The following is a 16,367-nucleotide window of genomic DNA, read 5'->3' on the forward strand; positions in this document are numbered from 1 at the left end:
CTTTTCGGGCGAGGTACTACCCGCTCAAGATCATTCCGCATGTCGATGGCTCGTCCCGGATCTGTGAACTGGTCCGCTTCTACCTGCGGGATGTCACCGTGCTGGGCGCATGGGAAGGCCCCGCCGCACTGGACCTCCAATCGCACGCGCTCCCGCCGGTCGCGGACCTGTCAGTCAGGAAGGTCGCCGGCGCCGGGTACGTGATCGCCAATCTCACTCTCGATATCCGCGAGGTCGCCTTTGACTACCTCGCCACCCCACGGGCACCCAGGCTCGTCGTCAATCAGTAATCCACAAGGAGCAAACATGTCATTGCAAGGAAAAGTCGCGCTGGTCACCGGCGCAGCAAGCGGTATCGGAGAGCAGGTCGCCCGCCAGTTGGCGCAGGATGGCACCGCGGTCGTCATCGCCGACCTGAATATGCGGAATGCACAAGCGGTCGCCGATTCCATCGGCGCGCAGGGCGGCAAGGCGCTCGCCGTGTCGATGGACGTGACCAGCGAAGATGCCGTCAATGCCGGCGTCGAAGCGGCAGTCAACGCCTTCGGCAGCATCGACGTCCTGGTGTCCAACGCGGGCATCCAGATCGTCAACCCGATCGAGGACTACGCCTTCGCGGACTGGAAGAAGATGCTGGCCATTCACCTGGATGGCGCCTTCCTGACGACGCGCGCAGCCATCCGCCACATGTATGCCTCCGGTAAGGGCGGCGCCATCATCTACATGGGGTCCGTGCACTCGCACGAAGCCTCGAAGCTGAAATCGGCATACGTAACCGCCAAGCATGGGCTGCTCGGCCTGGCTCGCGTGGTGGCGAAGGAAGGCGGGCCGCATGGCGTGCGCGCCAACGTGGTGTGCCCGGGCTTCGTGCGCACGCCCCTGGTAGACAAGCAGATTCCGGAACAGGCCCGCGCGCTGGGCATCTCCGAGGCCGAGGTCGTGCGCAACGTGATGCTGAAAGAGACGGTGGATGGCGAGTTCACGACTGCCGCCGATGTCGCCAGGACTGTCGCCTTCCTTGCCGGGTTCGGTTCGGCGGCGCTGACAGGCCAGTCCGTCGTGGTCAGCCACGGTTGGTCGATGCAATAAGGTCGGGGAGCACGATATGCACCGCACTCGACAACACGATACCGGGCGGGCGAGCCGCGAGGAATTACGCCACTATGACGAAATCGCCCTGGTCCTGCAGGGTGGCGGGGCGCTGGGCGCCTACCAGGCCGGCGTCTATGAAGGCCTGGCGGAAGCCGGCGTCGGACTCACATGGATCTCCGGCATTTCGATCGGTGCACTGAACGCCGCCATCATCGCTGGCAATGCGCCGCAGGACCGCGTCGAAGCCCTGCGCCAGTTCTGGAACACCATCTGCCAGCCTGCGGATCTCGTCGGCCACGCCAGCGCCTGGTTCCCCGCGGCGCTGGGATTCCCGGACCTGGCGCGCAAGTGGGCGGGCATGTGGGCCGCGGCGCGCGCACTGACGAAGGGCCAGAAAGGATTCTTCAAGCCACGCTCCCCGTTCGAGACCCTGGGTTTCTCGCACGGCACACCCAACCAGGTGAGCTTCTACGACACGGAGGCGCTACGTGCGACGCTGCTCGCGCATGCGGATTTCGATCGCATCAACCGGGGAGACCTCCGCGTCTCGGTGGGCGCCGTCAATGTGCGCACGGGCAACCTGACCTACTTCGACAACTCGGTAATACGGCTCGCGCCCGAGCACTTCATGGCGTCGGGTGCGCTGCCGCCGGGTTTTCCCGCCGTGGAAATCGACGGCGAGTTCTACTGGGACGGCGGCCTGGTTTCCAACACACCGCTCACGGAAATCATCCGGGAGTGCCAGCACAAGAACACGCTGGTGTTGCAGGTCGACCTGTGGAGCGCGCAGGGGCACCTGCCGGAAAATCTCCTAGATGTGTCCGAGCGGACCAAGGACATCCAGTATTCAAGCCGCACGCGCGCCATCACCGCCTTCATGAAACAGGGCCAGCAGTATGCCCGCATGATCAAGGACCTGCTGGAACATATTCCCGAACATGTGCGGCAATCCAACGAAGTCTTCCGGCAGGCACAGCGGGTGGCCGATGGCAGCGCGGTCAACGTTGTCCACCTGATCTACAACAACAAGTCCTTCGAAGGGCACTACAAGGACTATGAGTTCAGCGTGGAAACGATGTCGGAGCACTGGCACAGCGGGCTGGATGACATCCGGCGCTCCTTCGGCAACGCCGACTGGTTCGAGATCCCGAGCCACGACCTGGGCTTTGTCACGCACGACATACACCGCCATCCACTGGCCGCCAATGCACCTGATCACCGCGAACTGGCCGATACCGATGACGCCGCGAGGATTGCGACTGCCGATAGCCGTATTCGTGTGGACGCCTAGCGCTGCGCTGGAGGAAGCTGAGCCAGGCCAGACAAGCCGAGGCTCGGCCGCGTATCGAGGTGACAACCAATTGAATCGCAACTCCCGGAACATTGGCCACGATCGCAGCGCCTCCGCCTCAGCACAGAGGCATGAGGTGCAATGTGCTATTGCTCTCGATCAGCAGCAGCGGCGGTTCGACCGCGAAGCATAGGTCTGAAGCCGTCAGCACCGGCCGTTCAGTTCCATCATGGACTAGTCGCGCACCTTCGCCCGATCGACCGTCATGTTTGTGGGCATCATGTTCTCGTTGGCGTTGTGCATGACCCACAGCGAACCGGCGACGATAATGGCCAAAAGCAGGCCACAGCAGAATAGGATAGCTGTGTTCTCGCGCTGGTCTCGCGATGTGCCCAAATGCAGGAAGAAAACAAGCTGCACGATCAACTGGGCGACGCACAACACCACAATGCCGACCAGGACCTTCCCCGGTGGCAACCGGCCCGACATCACGGCGCCAAATGACGCGAAGGTGAGTACTAGCGATAGCACGAAGCCACTCAGATAGCCCTTCAGGCTCCCGTGCGACGCCGACGCGGCACCGACCGCGTGCAAATTAGGGTTGCTCATACAAACTCACGAAGATAGACGAAGGTAAACACGCAGATCCAGACCAGATCCAGGAAGTGCCAGAACAAGCTCAGGCAGGCCAGCCTGCGACGGGTCACGCCATCCAGTCCGAAGCGGCTGACCTGATGCATCATGACCGCCATCCACAACAGGCCCAGGGTGACGTGAATCCCGTGCGTGCCGACGAGGGAGAAATACGAGGACAGAAATGCGCTCACTCCAGGCCCCGCACCCTTGAGCATCAGCTCGCTGAATTCATGGAGCTCCATGCCGATGAATGCAGCGCCAAGGATGAACGTGATGCGAAGCCAGCGCACTACGCTGTCCTGGCGCCCGTCTTGCATCGACAGCATGGCCACGCCGAAGGTAAAGCTGCTGAACAGCAGCAACATTGTCTCCCCGAGCACGAACGGCAGGCTGAATAGTTCCCGACCAGCGGGCCCGCCAGCCGTGTTGGCCACCAGGACGCCGAAGGTGGCAAAGAGCACCGCAAAGATCAGGCAGTCGCCCATCAGGTAGATCCAGAACCCAAGGGTCGTCTTCGCGCTGTCGTCGTGTCGATCGTGGGCGAGGTGCTCACCAAGGACGTGAGCGTCACCAGTCATTGGATGCGTCATGCTGCCACCTGGAGTTGCGCATAGCGCGCGCTTTCGAGCCGCTCAACCTCGGCGGCGGAAACAACATAGTCAACATCGCGGTTGTAGCTACGCACAATAAAGGTCCCGATTGCACCGACAAGACCAACGAACGCAACGAACCACATGTGCCAGACCAGGGCAAAACACAAAACCAGGCCGAACGCCGCGATGATGACGCCGGCAGCCGTGTTCTTCGGCAGGTGAATGGCCTCGTATCTGGCCGGGCGAACATAGGCCCGACCGCTTTCCTTATCGTCCCAGTGCTGCTCCATCGAAGTGATTTTGGGTACATGGGCAAAGTTATAGAACGGCGCAGGCGAAGCCGTAGCCCATTCCAGGCTCCGGCCATCCCAAGGATCGCCGGTCAGGTCCTGGTTCTTCTTTCGGTCACGGACGCTGACGCCCAGTTGCACAATCAGCGCGAGAATGCCTGCACCGATAATTACGGCTCCGCACAGGGCGACGACCAGGTAAGGGTGCCAGTCCACGTTGGCATAATGATTCATCCGGCGTGTCATGCCCTTGAAGCCGAGCACATAGAGCGGCATGAACGCCAGGTAGAAACCCACCAGCCAGCACCAGAAGGAGACCTTGCCCCAGAATTCATTGAGCGTGAAGCCGAACACCTTCGGGAACCAGAAGTTCAATGCGGCCAGCAAGCCAAACAGCACGCCGCCGATGATGACGTTGTGGAAGTGGGCAATCAGGAACAGGCTGTTATGCAGCACGAAGTCGGCGCCAGGGACCGCCAGCAACACCCCCGTCATCCCCCCTATCGCAAACGTGACCATGAAGCCAATGGTCCACAACGTTGACGAGTGGTAACGGATCCGCCCGCGGTACATCGTGAACAGCCAGTTGAACAGCTTCACGCCGGTCGGGATGGAGATAATGGACGTCATGATGCCGAAGAAGGCATTGACATTGGCACCCGATCCCATGGTGAAGAAGTGGTGCAGCCAGACGCAGAAGGAAAGAATGCCAATGGAGCACGTGGCGTACACCATGGAACGGTAGCCGAAGAGAGGCTTGCGCGAGAACGTGGCAATAATCTCCGAGAACGCGCCAAAGGCTGGGAGAATCAGCACGTAGACCTCCGGGTGTCCCCAAATCCAGATGAGGTTGATGTACATCATTGCATTCCCACCGAGCTCATTGGTGAAGAAATGCATCCCGAGGTATCGGTCTGCCGCCAGCAGCGCAAGCGTCGCGGTCAGGACCGGGAAGATGGCGACAATCAGGATATTGGTAATCAGCGCCGTCCAGGTGAAAACCGGCATCTTCATCAGCGTCAGGCCTGGCGCTCGCATGCGCAAGATCGTGACGATAAAATTGATGCCAGTTAGTGTCGTGCCGAGACCTGATATCTGTAGCGACCATATGTAATAGTCAACGCCGACCGTTGGGCTATACCCGAGCTCCGATAACGGGGGGTAAGCCACCCAGCCGGTCGCAGCAAAATCCCCCACGAACATCGACAGCATCACGAGCACCACGCCGGCTGCCGACAACCAGAAGCTCAACGAGTTGACAAAGGGATAGGCGACGTCGCGGGCGCCGATCTGCAGCGGCACGATTACGTTCATCAGGCCAATGATGAACGGCGTGGCCACGAAGAAGATCATGATCACGCCGTGCGCGGTGAATATCTGGTCGTAGTGGTGTGGCGGCAAGTAGCCAGCCGCATCGCCAAAGGCCATTGCCTGCTGCGTACGCATCATGATGGCATCGGAAAAGCCGCGAACCAGCATCACCAGCGCCAGGATGATGTACATCACGCCGATTTTCTTGTGGTCGACCGAGGTAATCCACTCGGTCCACAGGTACTTCCATTTTCCGAAGTAGGTGATGGCCCCGAGTAAGGCCGCGCCCGCCAGCAGGACGACTGCCAGCGTCCCCATGATGATGGGCTCATGGAGTGGGATGGCAGAAAGATTCAATTTTCCAAACATAGCTCAGCGCTCCATAGCCATTGCATGCGGGGCTCGCACGGTCTCCGGACTGTCCGTCCGGCAAATCTGCCCGGCACCATGCATGTACTTGTCCACGACGTTTGCGAAGAGCGCCGGCGCGACGCTGGAATACAGCGTCACCGCGTCGCGGCTGCTGGGGCGCTCAAGCATGTGGTACGTCTTCTCATCCAGGGGTCGCGCAGACTGCTTCGCTTCCCGAACCCAGTTGTCGAACACCTCACGCGATGTGGCGACAGTTTTGAAGTGCATGTCGGAGAAGCCCGACCCGCTGTAGACGGCGGACTGGCCCAGGTACACGCCAGGCGCGTTCGCGATGAGATGCAGGCGCGTCTGCATTCCGGCCATCGCATAAACCTGGCTGCCGAGCTGCGGAATGAAGAAGGAATTCATGATCGATTCCGCGGTCACTTTGAAGTCGATGGGCGTGTCGACCGGAATGGCGAGCTGGTTCAGCGAGGCGACGCCATACTGTGGGTAGATGAACAACCACTTCCAGTTCAGTGCTACGACCTCAACCTCGACCGGTGCAACGTTCGACTGGATGGGTCGATAAGGATCGAGCTTGTGCGTGGTGTTCCAGATGAGAATGCCAAGCGAGGCCACGATGACACAAGGAATGCCCCAGACCACCACTTCGATCCTGGTCGAGCGGGCCCACTTGGGCGCATAGGTCGCCTTCGGGTTGGTATCGCGATAACGCCAGGCGAAGTACAGCGTCAGAACGATAACGGGGATAACCACCATCAGCATCAGGACCAGCGCGATGATGATGAGCGACTTCTCCTGCTGGCCGATAATGCCTTGCGGGGAAAACAGTTCCATCGTGCAGCCATTGAGGAGAAGCATGGCCATGGCGCCGAAAGCCAGAGCGCCTGGCCGGCGCATGCCGAAGAATGCCTTGGAGGGAGCGTAAATGGGATTAGCAGTATCCATCGTAATGACCTCGACAGCGAATCTCTTGAGCATCCGGCCGCGAAAAATCACGGCAGACCGGGACTGCTGGCTCGCATCGCTCAAGTCTGCGTCTTATGTTGAGGATTGAAGCCTGCTCCCGCCCACGTGTCCTATTCCCTTGCATCGGGACGGCGTACACATGGTCACTAACGCGGCAGCAATACGAGGGTAGGCGGCCAGGAGGCCCATTACAATTCCAGATTGCTTGTAGATGGGTTCCCGGCGCCAGGCATGCATAGCTCCAAGCCTGAGGGTGAGGGGGCCACGAGGACAGGCTGTCGCGGACCCATGCTTCGCGTTGCTCGGCTACTCAAGCCAGTGTTCAGACTGCGGTCAACTCAGTGCTGCAACCAGTTCCGGGACGACATCGAACAGGTCACCCACCAATCCAAAATCGGCGACGCTGAATATCGGCGCTTCAGGATCCTTGTTGATCGCGACAATCACCTTTGAATCCTTCATGCCCGCCAGATGCTGAATCGCGCCAGAGATGCCCACCGCGATGTAGAGCTGCGGCGCGACGATCTTGCCGGTCTGCCCGACCTGATAATCGTTCGGCGCGAAGCCGGCATCCACTGCCGCACGCGACGCGCCCAGCGCCGCGTTCAGCTTGTCTGCAAGGGGTGCAAGCACCTTCGTGTAGTTCTCGCCGCTGGCGAGGCCGCGGCCACCTGAAACTACGATGCTCGCGCTCGTCAGTTCGGGGCGGTCGAGCTTCGTCACTTTGCGGCTCACGAACCGCGACACGCCGCTGTCCGCGGCAGCTTCAATCCTTTCGATCGCGGCACTGCCACCGACGGCTGCGACGGCATCGAAAGCCGTCGTGCGCACCGTGATGACCTTGATCGGATCCTGACACTGCACAGTCGCCACCGTATTTCCCGCGTAGATGGGCCGTTGGAAGGTGTCCGCGCTGACCACCGCCGTGATGTCGCTGATCTGCGCGACGTCGAGCTTCGCCGCCACGCGCGGTGCGACGTTCTTGCCGTAGGCGGTCGCCGGCGCGAGGATGTGCGAATAGTTCCTGGCGATGTTCAGTACCGTCGCTTCGACGTTTTCCGCGAGCCCTGCCCCGAGCTGCGGCGCGTCGGCGATCATCACCTTCGCGACGCCCGCAATCGTCGCCGCCGCATCGGCGGCACCCTGCGCGTTATGGCCCGCCACGAGCACGTGGATGTCGCCACCGATCTTCTGCGCGGCCGCAACCGTGCTTAGCGTGGCACCCTTGATCGACGCGTTGTCATGTTCGGCAATTACAAGAATCGTCATTTTCCTTACACCTCTCTCAGAGAACCTTCGCGTCGGTCTTCAGCTTCTCTACCAGCGTCTTCACGTCCGGTACTTTCATGCCTGCGCTGCGCTTGGGCGCCTCGGTCACTTTCAACGTCTTCAGACGCGGCGTGATGTCGACGCCGAGGTCTTCAGGCTTGATGGTCTCGAGCGGCTTCTTCTTCGCCTTCATGATGTTCGGCAGCGTTACGTAACGCGGCTCATTGAGGCGAAGGTCGGTCGTGATGACGGCTGGAAGCACTACCGACAGCGTCTCCGCGCCGCCGTCCACCTCGCGCTCAACGACTGCCCGACTGTCAGCGATCGATACCTTCGAAGCAAAGGTAGCTTGCGGCAGGCCCGCCAGCGCGGCCAGCATCTGGCCGGTCTGGTTCGAGTCGTCGTCGATCGCCTGCTTGCCGAGGATCACAAGTTGCGGCACTTCCTTGTCGAGCAGCGCCTTGAGGAGCTTGGCCACCGCCAGTGGCTGCAACTCCTCGTTCGACTCGATCAGAATCGCCCGATCCGCGCCCATTGCGAGCGCGGTGCGCAGGGTCTCCTGCGCCTGCACCACGCCCGCCGAGATGGCGATGACTTCGGTTGCCACGCCCGCTTCCTTCAAGCGCACCGCTTCCTCGACTGCGATCTCGTCGAACGGGTTGATCGACATCTTCACGTTTGCAATGTCGACGCCCGTCCCATCCGATTTGGCACTCACTTTCACGTTCGCGTCGACGACACGTTTTACTGGTACAAGAATTTTCACGACATACTCTCCTGGATGGTTTAATGCCGGTTCGCTGGCGAATGACGCCCACTTCCCTCACATATTCGGATAATTCGGCCCCCCTCCTCCCTCAGGCGTAACCCACACGATGTTTTGCGTCGGGTCCTTGATGTCGCAGGTCTTGCAATGCACACAGTTCTGCGCATTGATGACCAGGCGATCCCCGCCATCCTCGCTCCTGACGAACTCGTAGACGGCCGCGGGGCAATAGCGGCCTTCCGGGCCTGCATAGGTGCTCAGGTTGACGTCGACAGGCACGCTCGGGTCCTTCAGCGTCAGGTGCGCGGGCTGGTTTTCCTCATGGTTCGTGTTCGAGAGGAACACGGACGAGAGCCGGTCGAAGGTGAGCTTGCCGTCGGGCTTCGGATAGACGATCTGCGCGCACTGCGAAGCGGGCTTTAGCATTTCGTGATCGCGATGCCGGTGATGCAGCGTCCACGGCACCTTGCCGCCGAAGAGCCTTTGCTCGATACCAACCATCAGCGTACCGAGATAGAGCCCCTTGCTCATCCATTGCTTGAAGTTACGCGCGCGATGCAGCTCCTCATGGAGCCACGACTGCCTGAACGAATCGGGGTAGGCCGCGAGCTCGTCCCCTTGTCGTCCGGCCTGCACGGCGTCGAATGCGGCTTCCGCCGCGAGCATCCCGCTCTTGATCGCCGCATGCGAGCCCTTGATGCGCGAGGCGTTGAGAAAGCCCGCATCATCGCCGACGAGCGCGCCGCCCGGAAACACGAGCTTCGGCAGCGACATCAGGCCGCCCGCCGTAATGGCGCGCGCGCCGTACGCGACGCGCTTGCCACCCTCAAGGAACGTGCGGATCGCCGGGTGCGTCTTGTAGCGCTGGAACTCCTCGAACGGCGAGAGGTACGGATTCGTGTAGCCAAGGCCGACGACAAAGCCGACCATGACCTGGTTGTTGTCGACGTGATAGAGGAAGGAGCCGCCGTAAGTCTGAGAATCGAGAGGCCAGCCCGCGGTGTGGATGACGAGCCCGGGTTCGTGCCGCGCAGCGTCGATCTGCCAGAGTTCCTTGATGCCAATGCCGAAGACCTCCGGGTCGGCACCGTCGTGCAGCCTGAATGTGTCGGAGAGCTGCCGGCCAAGATGTCCGCGCGCGCCCTCGCAAAAGAGGGTGTACTTCGCGTGCAGCTCCATCCCGAGCTGGAAGTTCTCCGTGGGCTGACCATCCTTGCCGATGCCCATGTTCCCCGTGGCCACGCCTTTGACGGCGCCGTCCTCGTTATAAAGCACTTCCGCCGCAGGGAAACCCGGAAAGATCTCGACGCCGAGCGCTTCGGCCGATTCCCCAAGCCAGCGCGCGACGTTCGCGAGGCTGACGACGTAATTGCCATGGTTCCGGAAGTTACGCGGTAGCGCCCAGTTCGGGGTTTTCACGGCGCCCTTCTCGGTGAGGAAGAGAAACCGGTCTTCGGTCACCTCCACGCTCAAAGGCGCGCCTTTTTCCTTCCAGTCGGGAATGAGCTCGGTGATGGCGCGCGGGTCCATGACCGCGCCCGACAGGATATGCGCGCCGATTTCCGAACCCTTCTCGAGCACGCACACGCCGATCTCGACACCTCTCTCCTGCGCCAGCTGCTTAAGGCGGATCGCAGCGGAAAGGCCGGCAGGACCGCCGCCCACGATGACGACGTCGTACTCCATCGACTCGCGTGGGCCGTATTGCTCGATCCATCGTGCGGAGGGGTTTTCTGCCCCGATTACGGTCGTCATCCTCCCGCCCCGCTCAGAACTGATCGTCCGCAAGGGCCAGCACGGCTTCCGAACCGTCAGCGCCCGTGATCGATGCCTCGAGCGCCACCGCCTGCGGCAGCAAGTATTCGGCGAAGAACTGGGCAGTTGCCATCTTCGCGCCGTAGAACGACGGGTCTTCAGACAGCTTGCGCGAGGCGACGAGCATCGCGCGGGCCATTTGCCAGCCGCCCAGCACAATACCCGCCAGCTTCAGGTACAGCACGCTGCCGATGAATACCGCATTGGGATTGTGCGTCGCATTCGCGACAACGTACTCGACCGCCGCCTGCAGCGAGCGCCGCCCCTGCGCCAGATGCTTGTGCATCGCCTCAAACGGTTTGCCTTGCTCGGCACGCAGCTCTTCGAGCGTCTGCCCGATTTGCGCCAACAACGTTTTCGCGACCGCGCCTTGATCGTGCAGCGTCTTGCGGCCAACGAGATCGTTAGCCTGAATCGCCGTCGTGCCCTCGTAGATCGTGAGGATGCGCGCGTCGCGGTAATACTGCGCCGCGCCGGTTTCCTCGATAAAGCCCATGCCACCGTGGACTTGCACGCCGAGGCTCGTCACCTCGAGCGCCGACTCGGTACTCCAGCCCTTCACGACTGGCACGAGGAATTCAAAGATCGCCTGATGGTCGGCACGGGTCGCCGCATCCTGGTGATGCTGGGCGATATCGGCGTGCGCAGCCGCGACGTACGCGAGGGAACGGGCGGCTTCGGTCAGTGCACGCATTGTCGCGAGCATTCGCCGAACGTCGGGATGTCGGATGATCGCCACGGACTGCTGGGCCGAACCATCTACCGGGCGGCTCTGGACGCGCTCCTTCGCATAGGCGGCGGCCTTCTGGTAGGCCGCGTCGGAGATGGCAACCCCTTGCGTACCGACGCCAAAGCGCGCCGCATTCATCATGACGAACATGTACTCAAGGCCGTGGTTCTCCGCACCCACGAGATGGCCGAGCGCACCGCCATGATCGCCGAACTGGAGCACCGCCGTCGCGCTCCCCCTGATGCCGAGCTTGTGCTCGATCGACACGCATTCCACATCGTTGCGCTCGCCGAGCGAACCGTCGTCGTTCACAATGAACTTCGGCACGATGAAAAGGGAGATTCCCTTCACACCTTCGGGCGCGCCTTGCGTGCGGGCCAGCACGAGATGGACGATGTTCTCCGCCATATCGTGCTCGCCCCATGTGATAAATATTTTCGTGCCGAAGAGCCGATACGTACCGTCTCCCTGCGGCTCGGCGCGCGTGCGTACCAGGGCGAGGTCGGAGCCTGCCTGCGGCTCGGTGAGGTTCATCGTGCCGGTCCACTCGCCCGAGACGAGCTTCGGTACAAAGCGCTGCTTCTGTGCTTCGCTGCCAGCCGTCAGCAGCGCTTCGATCGCGCCGTCGGTCAGCACCGGGCAAAGCGCGAACGCCATGTTGGACGCGTTGGCCATCTCATAGTACGGCGTTGCAATCAGTTTCGGCAGCCCCTGGCCGCCGTACTCGACCGGGTGTTTTACACCCTGCCATCCGCCGGATGCGAACTGACGCAGCGCATCGGCAAAGCCGGGCGGCGAGGTGACTGTACCGTCCTTCCAGCTGCTCGGATGCGTGTCGCCTACAGCGTTCAGCGGCGCAAGCACTTCGCCGCATAGTTTCGCGCATTCTTCGATGACGGCCTGCGCTGTATCCAGCGTGGCATCCTCGAAGCCGGGCAAGCGGGTTACGCGCTCGAGGCCGGCGAGCTCCGACATGGTGAACAGCATGTCTTTCACGGGTGCGGTGTAGCTCATTGCAATGCTCCAATCTCTATCGTGTTTAGAACCACTCGTGGTTGATGGGGACGCACACGCAAGCGGGCAGCGTGTGGTCATGCTCCATGCAGGGACCTCAGCTGCGCCCGGATCGCAAGCGAAGCAGACCGACCAGCATCTCGTTCTCCGCCTCCGACAGCTGTGCGACCGAACGCCCGGCGGCCTCTTGCTGGACTTCGTCGGCCAGCCTTTGCTTGAACTCGGCGGTGAGCCTCGGAGTCCCGAGCTCCTTCCACAAGGCTTCGAGCACCGGGGGCATCAGATGGTCAATGAAATGCTGAATGCCACCGGCGCCGCCTGCGAGGTGGAACTGCAGGCTGGGTCCCATGACGCCCCAGCGAAGCCCGGGCCCCCAGCTCACCGCGTCATCCGCGTCGGCCACACTGAGCACCCCCTGCTCGACGAGATACAACACTTCCCTATACAGAGCCGACTGGAGTCGGTTCGCGACGTGCCCGGGGACCTCCTTGCGCAAGAGAATCGCCCGCTTACCGATGGACTTATAGAACGCCATCGCCTTTTCGATGGCCGCCGGCGATGTTTTTGCGCCGCCCACCACTTCAACGAGCGGGACAACGTGCGGGGGATTGAACGGATGTCCGATGACGCACCGTTCCGGATGCTCACACTTTGACTGAACAGCACTCATGGTCAGCGACGAGGAACTCGATGCGATCAGTGAATCGGGCGGCGTCACGCCGTCCATGTCAGCGTAGAGCCTGATTTTGAAGTCCAGCCGTTCCGGACCGTTCTCCTGCACGAAGTCCGCCTTCGCCAGCGCTTGCTTCATATCAGGCGTAAACTCCAGACGGTCACGCGAAGCACCGGGGGACAGCCCGATGCGCGTGAGCACCGTCCAGGCATCGTCTACGAACTTGCGCAAATTGGCTTCCGCGTTCGGCGCCGGATCGGTCGCGATCACGTCTAAGCCACTGGCCAGGTACTGTGCGGCCCAGCTGGCACCGATGACTCCGGTGCCAACGATGGCAATGCGGCGAATAGGTTTGTCAAAGTTCGTCATCATTTCTCCGTCGGAGTGGTTTTCGCGTAGGCCACGCCCGTGAGATTTCCTTGCATGGCGGCCAGTACTCGCTTCTTCGACCCATTGAGTTCAGCGGAGTAGATCGAGCCGCCCAGGTCGGTCACGAACATGCGATTGCCCGGAACATCCAACGCAAGGCCGATTCCCTCCATCAGATCGTGCAGCACGATTTCCTGGCTCGGCTTGCCGTCAATGGATGTGCGGCTCACGGTGTTGCCGCGCGGGGGATCGCCCCGATCGGTCCAATACAGATGGCGACTCGTCAGGTCGAGCTCCAGATCGATCGGCTCCGGCAGTCCGTCGAACAGCACGGTGATGTCTTGACGACTGGCGGCGTCCTGGCCCGGGGGAATCTCCAGATTCGCACGGAAGATGCGGCCGCGTTCGCCATTGTCCGGGCCTTTCTGCGTCCAGTAGATGTGCCCGCGCTCAACGTCAACCGTAATACCCACACACCAGTTCGACGCATCGCCGCGGTCGCCATCACCGCGGCCGGCTTCCACGAGCGTTTCGATGTGCGAGCCGTCGAGATTCGAGCGCATGACCCGCATGCCTTCGCGATCCGACCAATAGAGCTTGCGATTCTTGCGATCGAGATGGATCTGCTTCGGCGTGTAGGTGGCGCCCTCGGGAATGATCGTCGTGCGGTTACGACCGTCGAGATCTGCGCGTTCGATCATCCCATCGTTGAGATCGGGAACACCCATATCCGTCCAATAGATATGCCCCTTCTCCAGGTCCAACGCGATGCCGTCCGGGTGGCGGCATCCCGTGACCAGGGTTTTTGGATCAGAGCCGTCCGGGTTCATGGAGAAGATCCGGCCGTCGCTCAAATCGAGTACGAACAAACGATCCACTGATTGATTCATCGCGGCCACTCCTTCATCTTCCCAAGGGCATCGCTCGATTCCAATGCAACGATATCGCTCGCACTGAAGCCGAGTTCCTTCAAGACACCCTCGTTGTGTTCTCCAAGGGACGGGGCGCGCCTGGCTGACACCTTGCTGACGCCGTGCACTTGTATTGGACTGCTGATGGTGGAAGTCAGCTTGCCGGGGGCGCCCTCCAGTGGAACGACAATGTCATTAAGCCGCAGCTGTGGATCGTTGATGACTTCTTGCGGGCCGCGCACGACTCCGAACGTAACGTTGACGCTTTCGAAGACCTGCTGCCAATGCGTCATGGGTTGCGCTGCGAATATGTCATCGAGAATCGCCGTCAGCTGCGGCATGTTTGTCGTCAGCTTCGCAGGATCGGAGAACCTCGGATCCGTCAGAAGATCCTTGCGGCCCAGAGCCTCCGCGACCACCTGGAACTTGTCCGGCATGACGATGAGAACGAACCAGGTGTCATCGGCGGCGCGGTACACATTCAGGGCCGCATTGGCGGGATGCTTGCGATCGTGCAGCCCATAGAACGTCGCCTCGCACAGTGCGGCCTGGATCGAAACGCTCGCGGCCCAGACGCCCTCCGCAAGCAGTGATGTCGTGACGTACGAACCTTCACCCGTGCGCTCCCGACGATAGAGCGCGGTGACAATCGCGGAATACAGGCCCACGGCGGTCGCGTTGTCGCCGCTACCGGCCACCGGCCAGGTTGGCGGGGCGCCGGCATCGCGCGTCATGGACAGCAATCCGCTGCGCGCCCAGTAGGAAGTGATGTCGAAGCCCGGCAGATCGGCGTCCGGCCCCTTTTCGCCGAAACCCGTCACATCCGCATAGATCAGGCGGCGGTTATGTTGCACCACGTCGTCATACTCGAGCTTCAATCGTTTGCGTGCGGGGTGCGGCGTGTTGACAATGAACACGTCAGCCCACTCGATCAGGCGCTGCAGGACCGGCTGAGCACTCGAAGATTTCAGATTGAGAGTGATACCGCGCTTATTGCGGTTGGCCAGGTGCCAGGCATAGGGATCCTTCGCCTGTGGCTGCGGCGGTAGCTCATGCCCATGTCGCCAAAGGTCTCCCGCCGGAGGCTCCACCTTGATGACGTCGGCACCGAAGTCGGAAAGGATGACCGCGGCACTGGGACCCGCGATAAAGCTGGCGAGGTCCACCACCTTCAGGCCAGAAAAGATATTCTCACTTGCCATAGTTGTTTCCTGTTAATAGTCGTTCACGATGTACGGGCTCAGCGCCCATGAAAGTGAGCGGCGCGCTTTTCCAAAAAGGCAGCGGTGCCCTCGCGTATGTCTTCCGTCCCCGCGCAAACCGCGAACACGGAGGCCTCGAGCAACAGCCCCGTCGACAAACTCGTCTCCATTCCTTTATTCACTGCTTCGAGCGCAAAGCGCACAGCCACCGGCGCGTTCGCCAGAATCTGCCTCAGGATCTCTTCACAGCGTGCGATCAACTCCCCGGCCGGCACCACTTCGTTGACCAGCCCGATACGCCAGGCCTCCTGAGCGCTGATCACCTCTCCGGTAAGAATCATCTGTAGCGCTCGTCCCTTGCCGACCAGCCGCGGTAATCGCTGTGTTCCGCCGGCGCCCGGCGGAATACCTAACTTGACCTCCGGCTGTCCGAACCGCGCGTGCTCCGCGGAGACACGGATGGTGCAAGCCATGGCCGTCTCGCACCCGCCGCCGAGTGCAAAGCCGTTAACGGCCGCGATGACCGGCTTGTCAAGGTTTTCAATGAGGTCGAGCACCGCCTGTCCACGGCGAGACAATTTTTCGGCAACAACTGGCGTCACATGCTGCAGCTCACTGATGTCCTGCCCTGCGATGAAAGCCTTGTCGCCAGCCCCGGTGAGGATCACCCCGAGCACCGCAGCGTCATCGCGCGCCTGTTCGAAAGCCGTTCTGAGATCTTCCCAGGCGTGCTGGCTCAGCGCATTGAGAACCTTGGGCCGATTCATAGTCACGTAGGCGATGGGCCCCTTCTTTTCGTACAAGACATTGGTCAACGTCGCTGCACGCCCGACCTGGTCAGCAGGTGTCGATGGGATGGCGGAAACAGCCATGGATATCTCCTGTGTTGAAATGGGAGTCATGCGTCGCGGACGGGTGAACGCTTCGTGCGGACGGCTGTCGAGCGATAGCCCAGCACGTCGGATGGCGCCGTTCGCAACTACGGGAAATTCGGATCGATCGGTCAGAATCCGGAACGACCGGGAACGGGCCACACCCAGAGGAATACTCGGCACCGCGAA

The 16,367-nt window shown here is 61.4% G+C and carries 14 protein-coding genes and 1 pseudogene; 3 read left to right on the forward strand and 12 right to left on the reverse strand.

The window, feature by feature from the left end:
• Window positions 1-17: 17 nt before the first annotated feature.
• The 3 genes and pseudogenes from K307_RS15080 to K307_RS15090 all read left to right on the forward strand — a co-directional run.
• Window positions 18-290, forward strand: a pseudogene (locus tag K307_RS15080) (acetoacetate decarboxylase family protein); the annotation flags it as partial.
• Window positions 291-306: 16 nt separating this feature from the next.
• Window positions 307-1,089: a 3-hydroxybutyrate dehydrogenase gene (locus tag K307_RS15085; protein ID WP_042879282.1), complete on the forward strand. Its 783-nt coding sequence runs from the start codon at window positions 307-309 to the stop codon at window positions 1,087-1,089.
• A gap of 16 nt (window positions 1,090-1,105) precedes the next feature.
• Complete coding sequence (locus K307_RS15090) at window positions 1,106-2,383, forward strand: DUF3734 domain-containing protein (protein WP_051974900.1); 1,278 nt, start codon at window positions 1,106-1,108, stop codon at window positions 2,381-2,383.
• A gap of 234 nt (window positions 2,384-2,617) precedes the next feature.
• Here K307_RS15090 and cyoD read toward each other — a convergent pair whose 3' ends face one another.
• The 12 genes from cyoD to K307_RS15150 form a co-directional block, all read right to left on the reverse strand.
• Window positions 2,618-2,992 (reverse strand): cytochrome o ubiquinol oxidase subunit IV, encoded by a 375-nt coding sequence (cyoD, locus tag K307_RS15095; protein WP_051974901.1) that lies wholly within the window; start codon window positions 2,990-2,992, stop codon window positions 2,618-2,620.
• Window positions 2,989-3,609, reverse strand: coding sequence for a cytochrome o ubiquinol oxidase subunit III (cyoC, locus tag K307_RS15100; protein WP_155301156.1), 621 nt, complete (start codon window positions 3,607-3,609; stop codon window positions 2,989-2,991). Before cyoC ends, cyoD begins: the two co-directional genes overlap by 4 nt.
• Window positions 3,606-5,582: a cytochrome o ubiquinol oxidase subunit I gene (gene cyoB / locus K307_RS15105; protein WP_042879287.1), complete on the reverse strand. Its 1,977-nt coding sequence runs from the start codon at window positions 5,580-5,582 to the stop codon at window positions 3,606-3,608. Before cyoB ends, cyoC begins: the two co-directional genes overlap by 4 nt.
• 3 nt (window positions 5,583-5,585) lie before the next feature.
• The gene (cyoA, locus tag K307_RS15110) at window positions 5,586-6,488 is read right to left on the reverse strand and encodes a ubiquinol oxidase subunit II (RefSeq protein ID WP_042879288.1); all 903 of its coding nucleotides are present in this window, start codon (window positions 6,486-6,488) and stop codon (window positions 5,586-5,588) included.
• A gap of 402 nt (window positions 6,489-6,890) precedes the next feature.
• On the reverse strand, window positions 6,891-7,826 hold the full coding sequence (locus tag K307_RS15115; RefSeq protein WP_042879290.1) for an electron transfer flavoprotein subunit alpha/FixB family protein: 936 nt from the start codon (window positions 7,824-7,826) through the stop codon (window positions 6,891-6,893).
• A gap of 16 nt (window positions 7,827-7,842) precedes the next feature.
• Window positions 7,843-8,592, reverse strand: coding sequence for an electron transfer flavoprotein subunit beta/FixA family protein (locus K307_RS15120; RefSeq protein ID WP_042879292.1), 750 nt, complete (start codon window positions 8,590-8,592; stop codon window positions 7,843-7,845).
• Between the two features lie 57 nt (window positions 8,593-8,649).
• Window positions 8,650-10,347 carry an electron transfer flavoprotein-ubiquinone oxidoreductase gene (locus K307_RS15125; RefSeq protein ID WP_155301157.1) on the reverse strand — a complete coding sequence of 566 codons (1,698 nt, stop codon included), beginning with the start codon at window positions 10,345-10,347 and terminating at the stop codon, window positions 8,650-8,652.
• A 13-nt stretch (window positions 10,348-10,360) separates the two neighbouring features.
• Window positions 10,361-12,151, reverse strand: a complete 1,791-nt coding sequence (locus tag K307_RS15130; RefSeq protein ID WP_042879294.1) for an acyl-CoA dehydrogenase — start codon at window positions 12,149-12,151, stop codon at window positions 10,361-10,363.
• Window positions 12,152-12,248: 97 nt separating this feature from the next.
• On the reverse strand, window positions 12,249-13,196 hold the full coding sequence (locus K307_RS15135) for a 3-hydroxyacyl-CoA dehydrogenase NAD-binding domain-containing protein (protein WP_329955871.1): 948 nt from the start codon (window positions 13,194-13,196) through the stop codon (window positions 12,249-12,251).
• Window positions 13,193-14,083, reverse strand: coding sequence for a 3-hydroxyacyl-CoA dehydrogenase (locus K307_RS15140; RefSeq protein ID WP_042879298.1), 891 nt, complete (start codon window positions 14,081-14,083; stop codon window positions 13,193-13,195). Before K307_RS15140 ends, K307_RS15135 begins: the two co-directional genes overlap by 4 nt.
• Window positions 14,080-15,306, reverse strand: coding sequence for a CaiB/BaiF CoA transferase family protein (locus tag K307_RS15145; protein ID WP_042879299.1), 1,227 nt, complete (start codon window positions 15,304-15,306; stop codon window positions 14,080-14,082). The genes K307_RS15140 and K307_RS15145 overlap by 4 nt, the downstream gene beginning before the upstream one ends.
• Window positions 15,307-15,344: 38 nt before the next feature.
• Window positions 15,345-16,178 (reverse strand): enoyl-CoA hydratase-related protein, encoded by an 834-nt coding sequence (locus tag K307_RS15150; protein WP_080745030.1) that lies wholly within the window; start codon window positions 16,176-16,178, stop codon window positions 15,345-15,347.
• Window positions 16,179-16,367 lie beyond the last annotated feature (189 nt).

The organism is Cupriavidus necator A5-1, from assembly GCF_000744095.1.
GTDB lineage: Bacteria > Pseudomonadota > Gammaproteobacteria > Burkholderiales > Burkholderiaceae > Cupriavidus > Cupriavidus necator_A.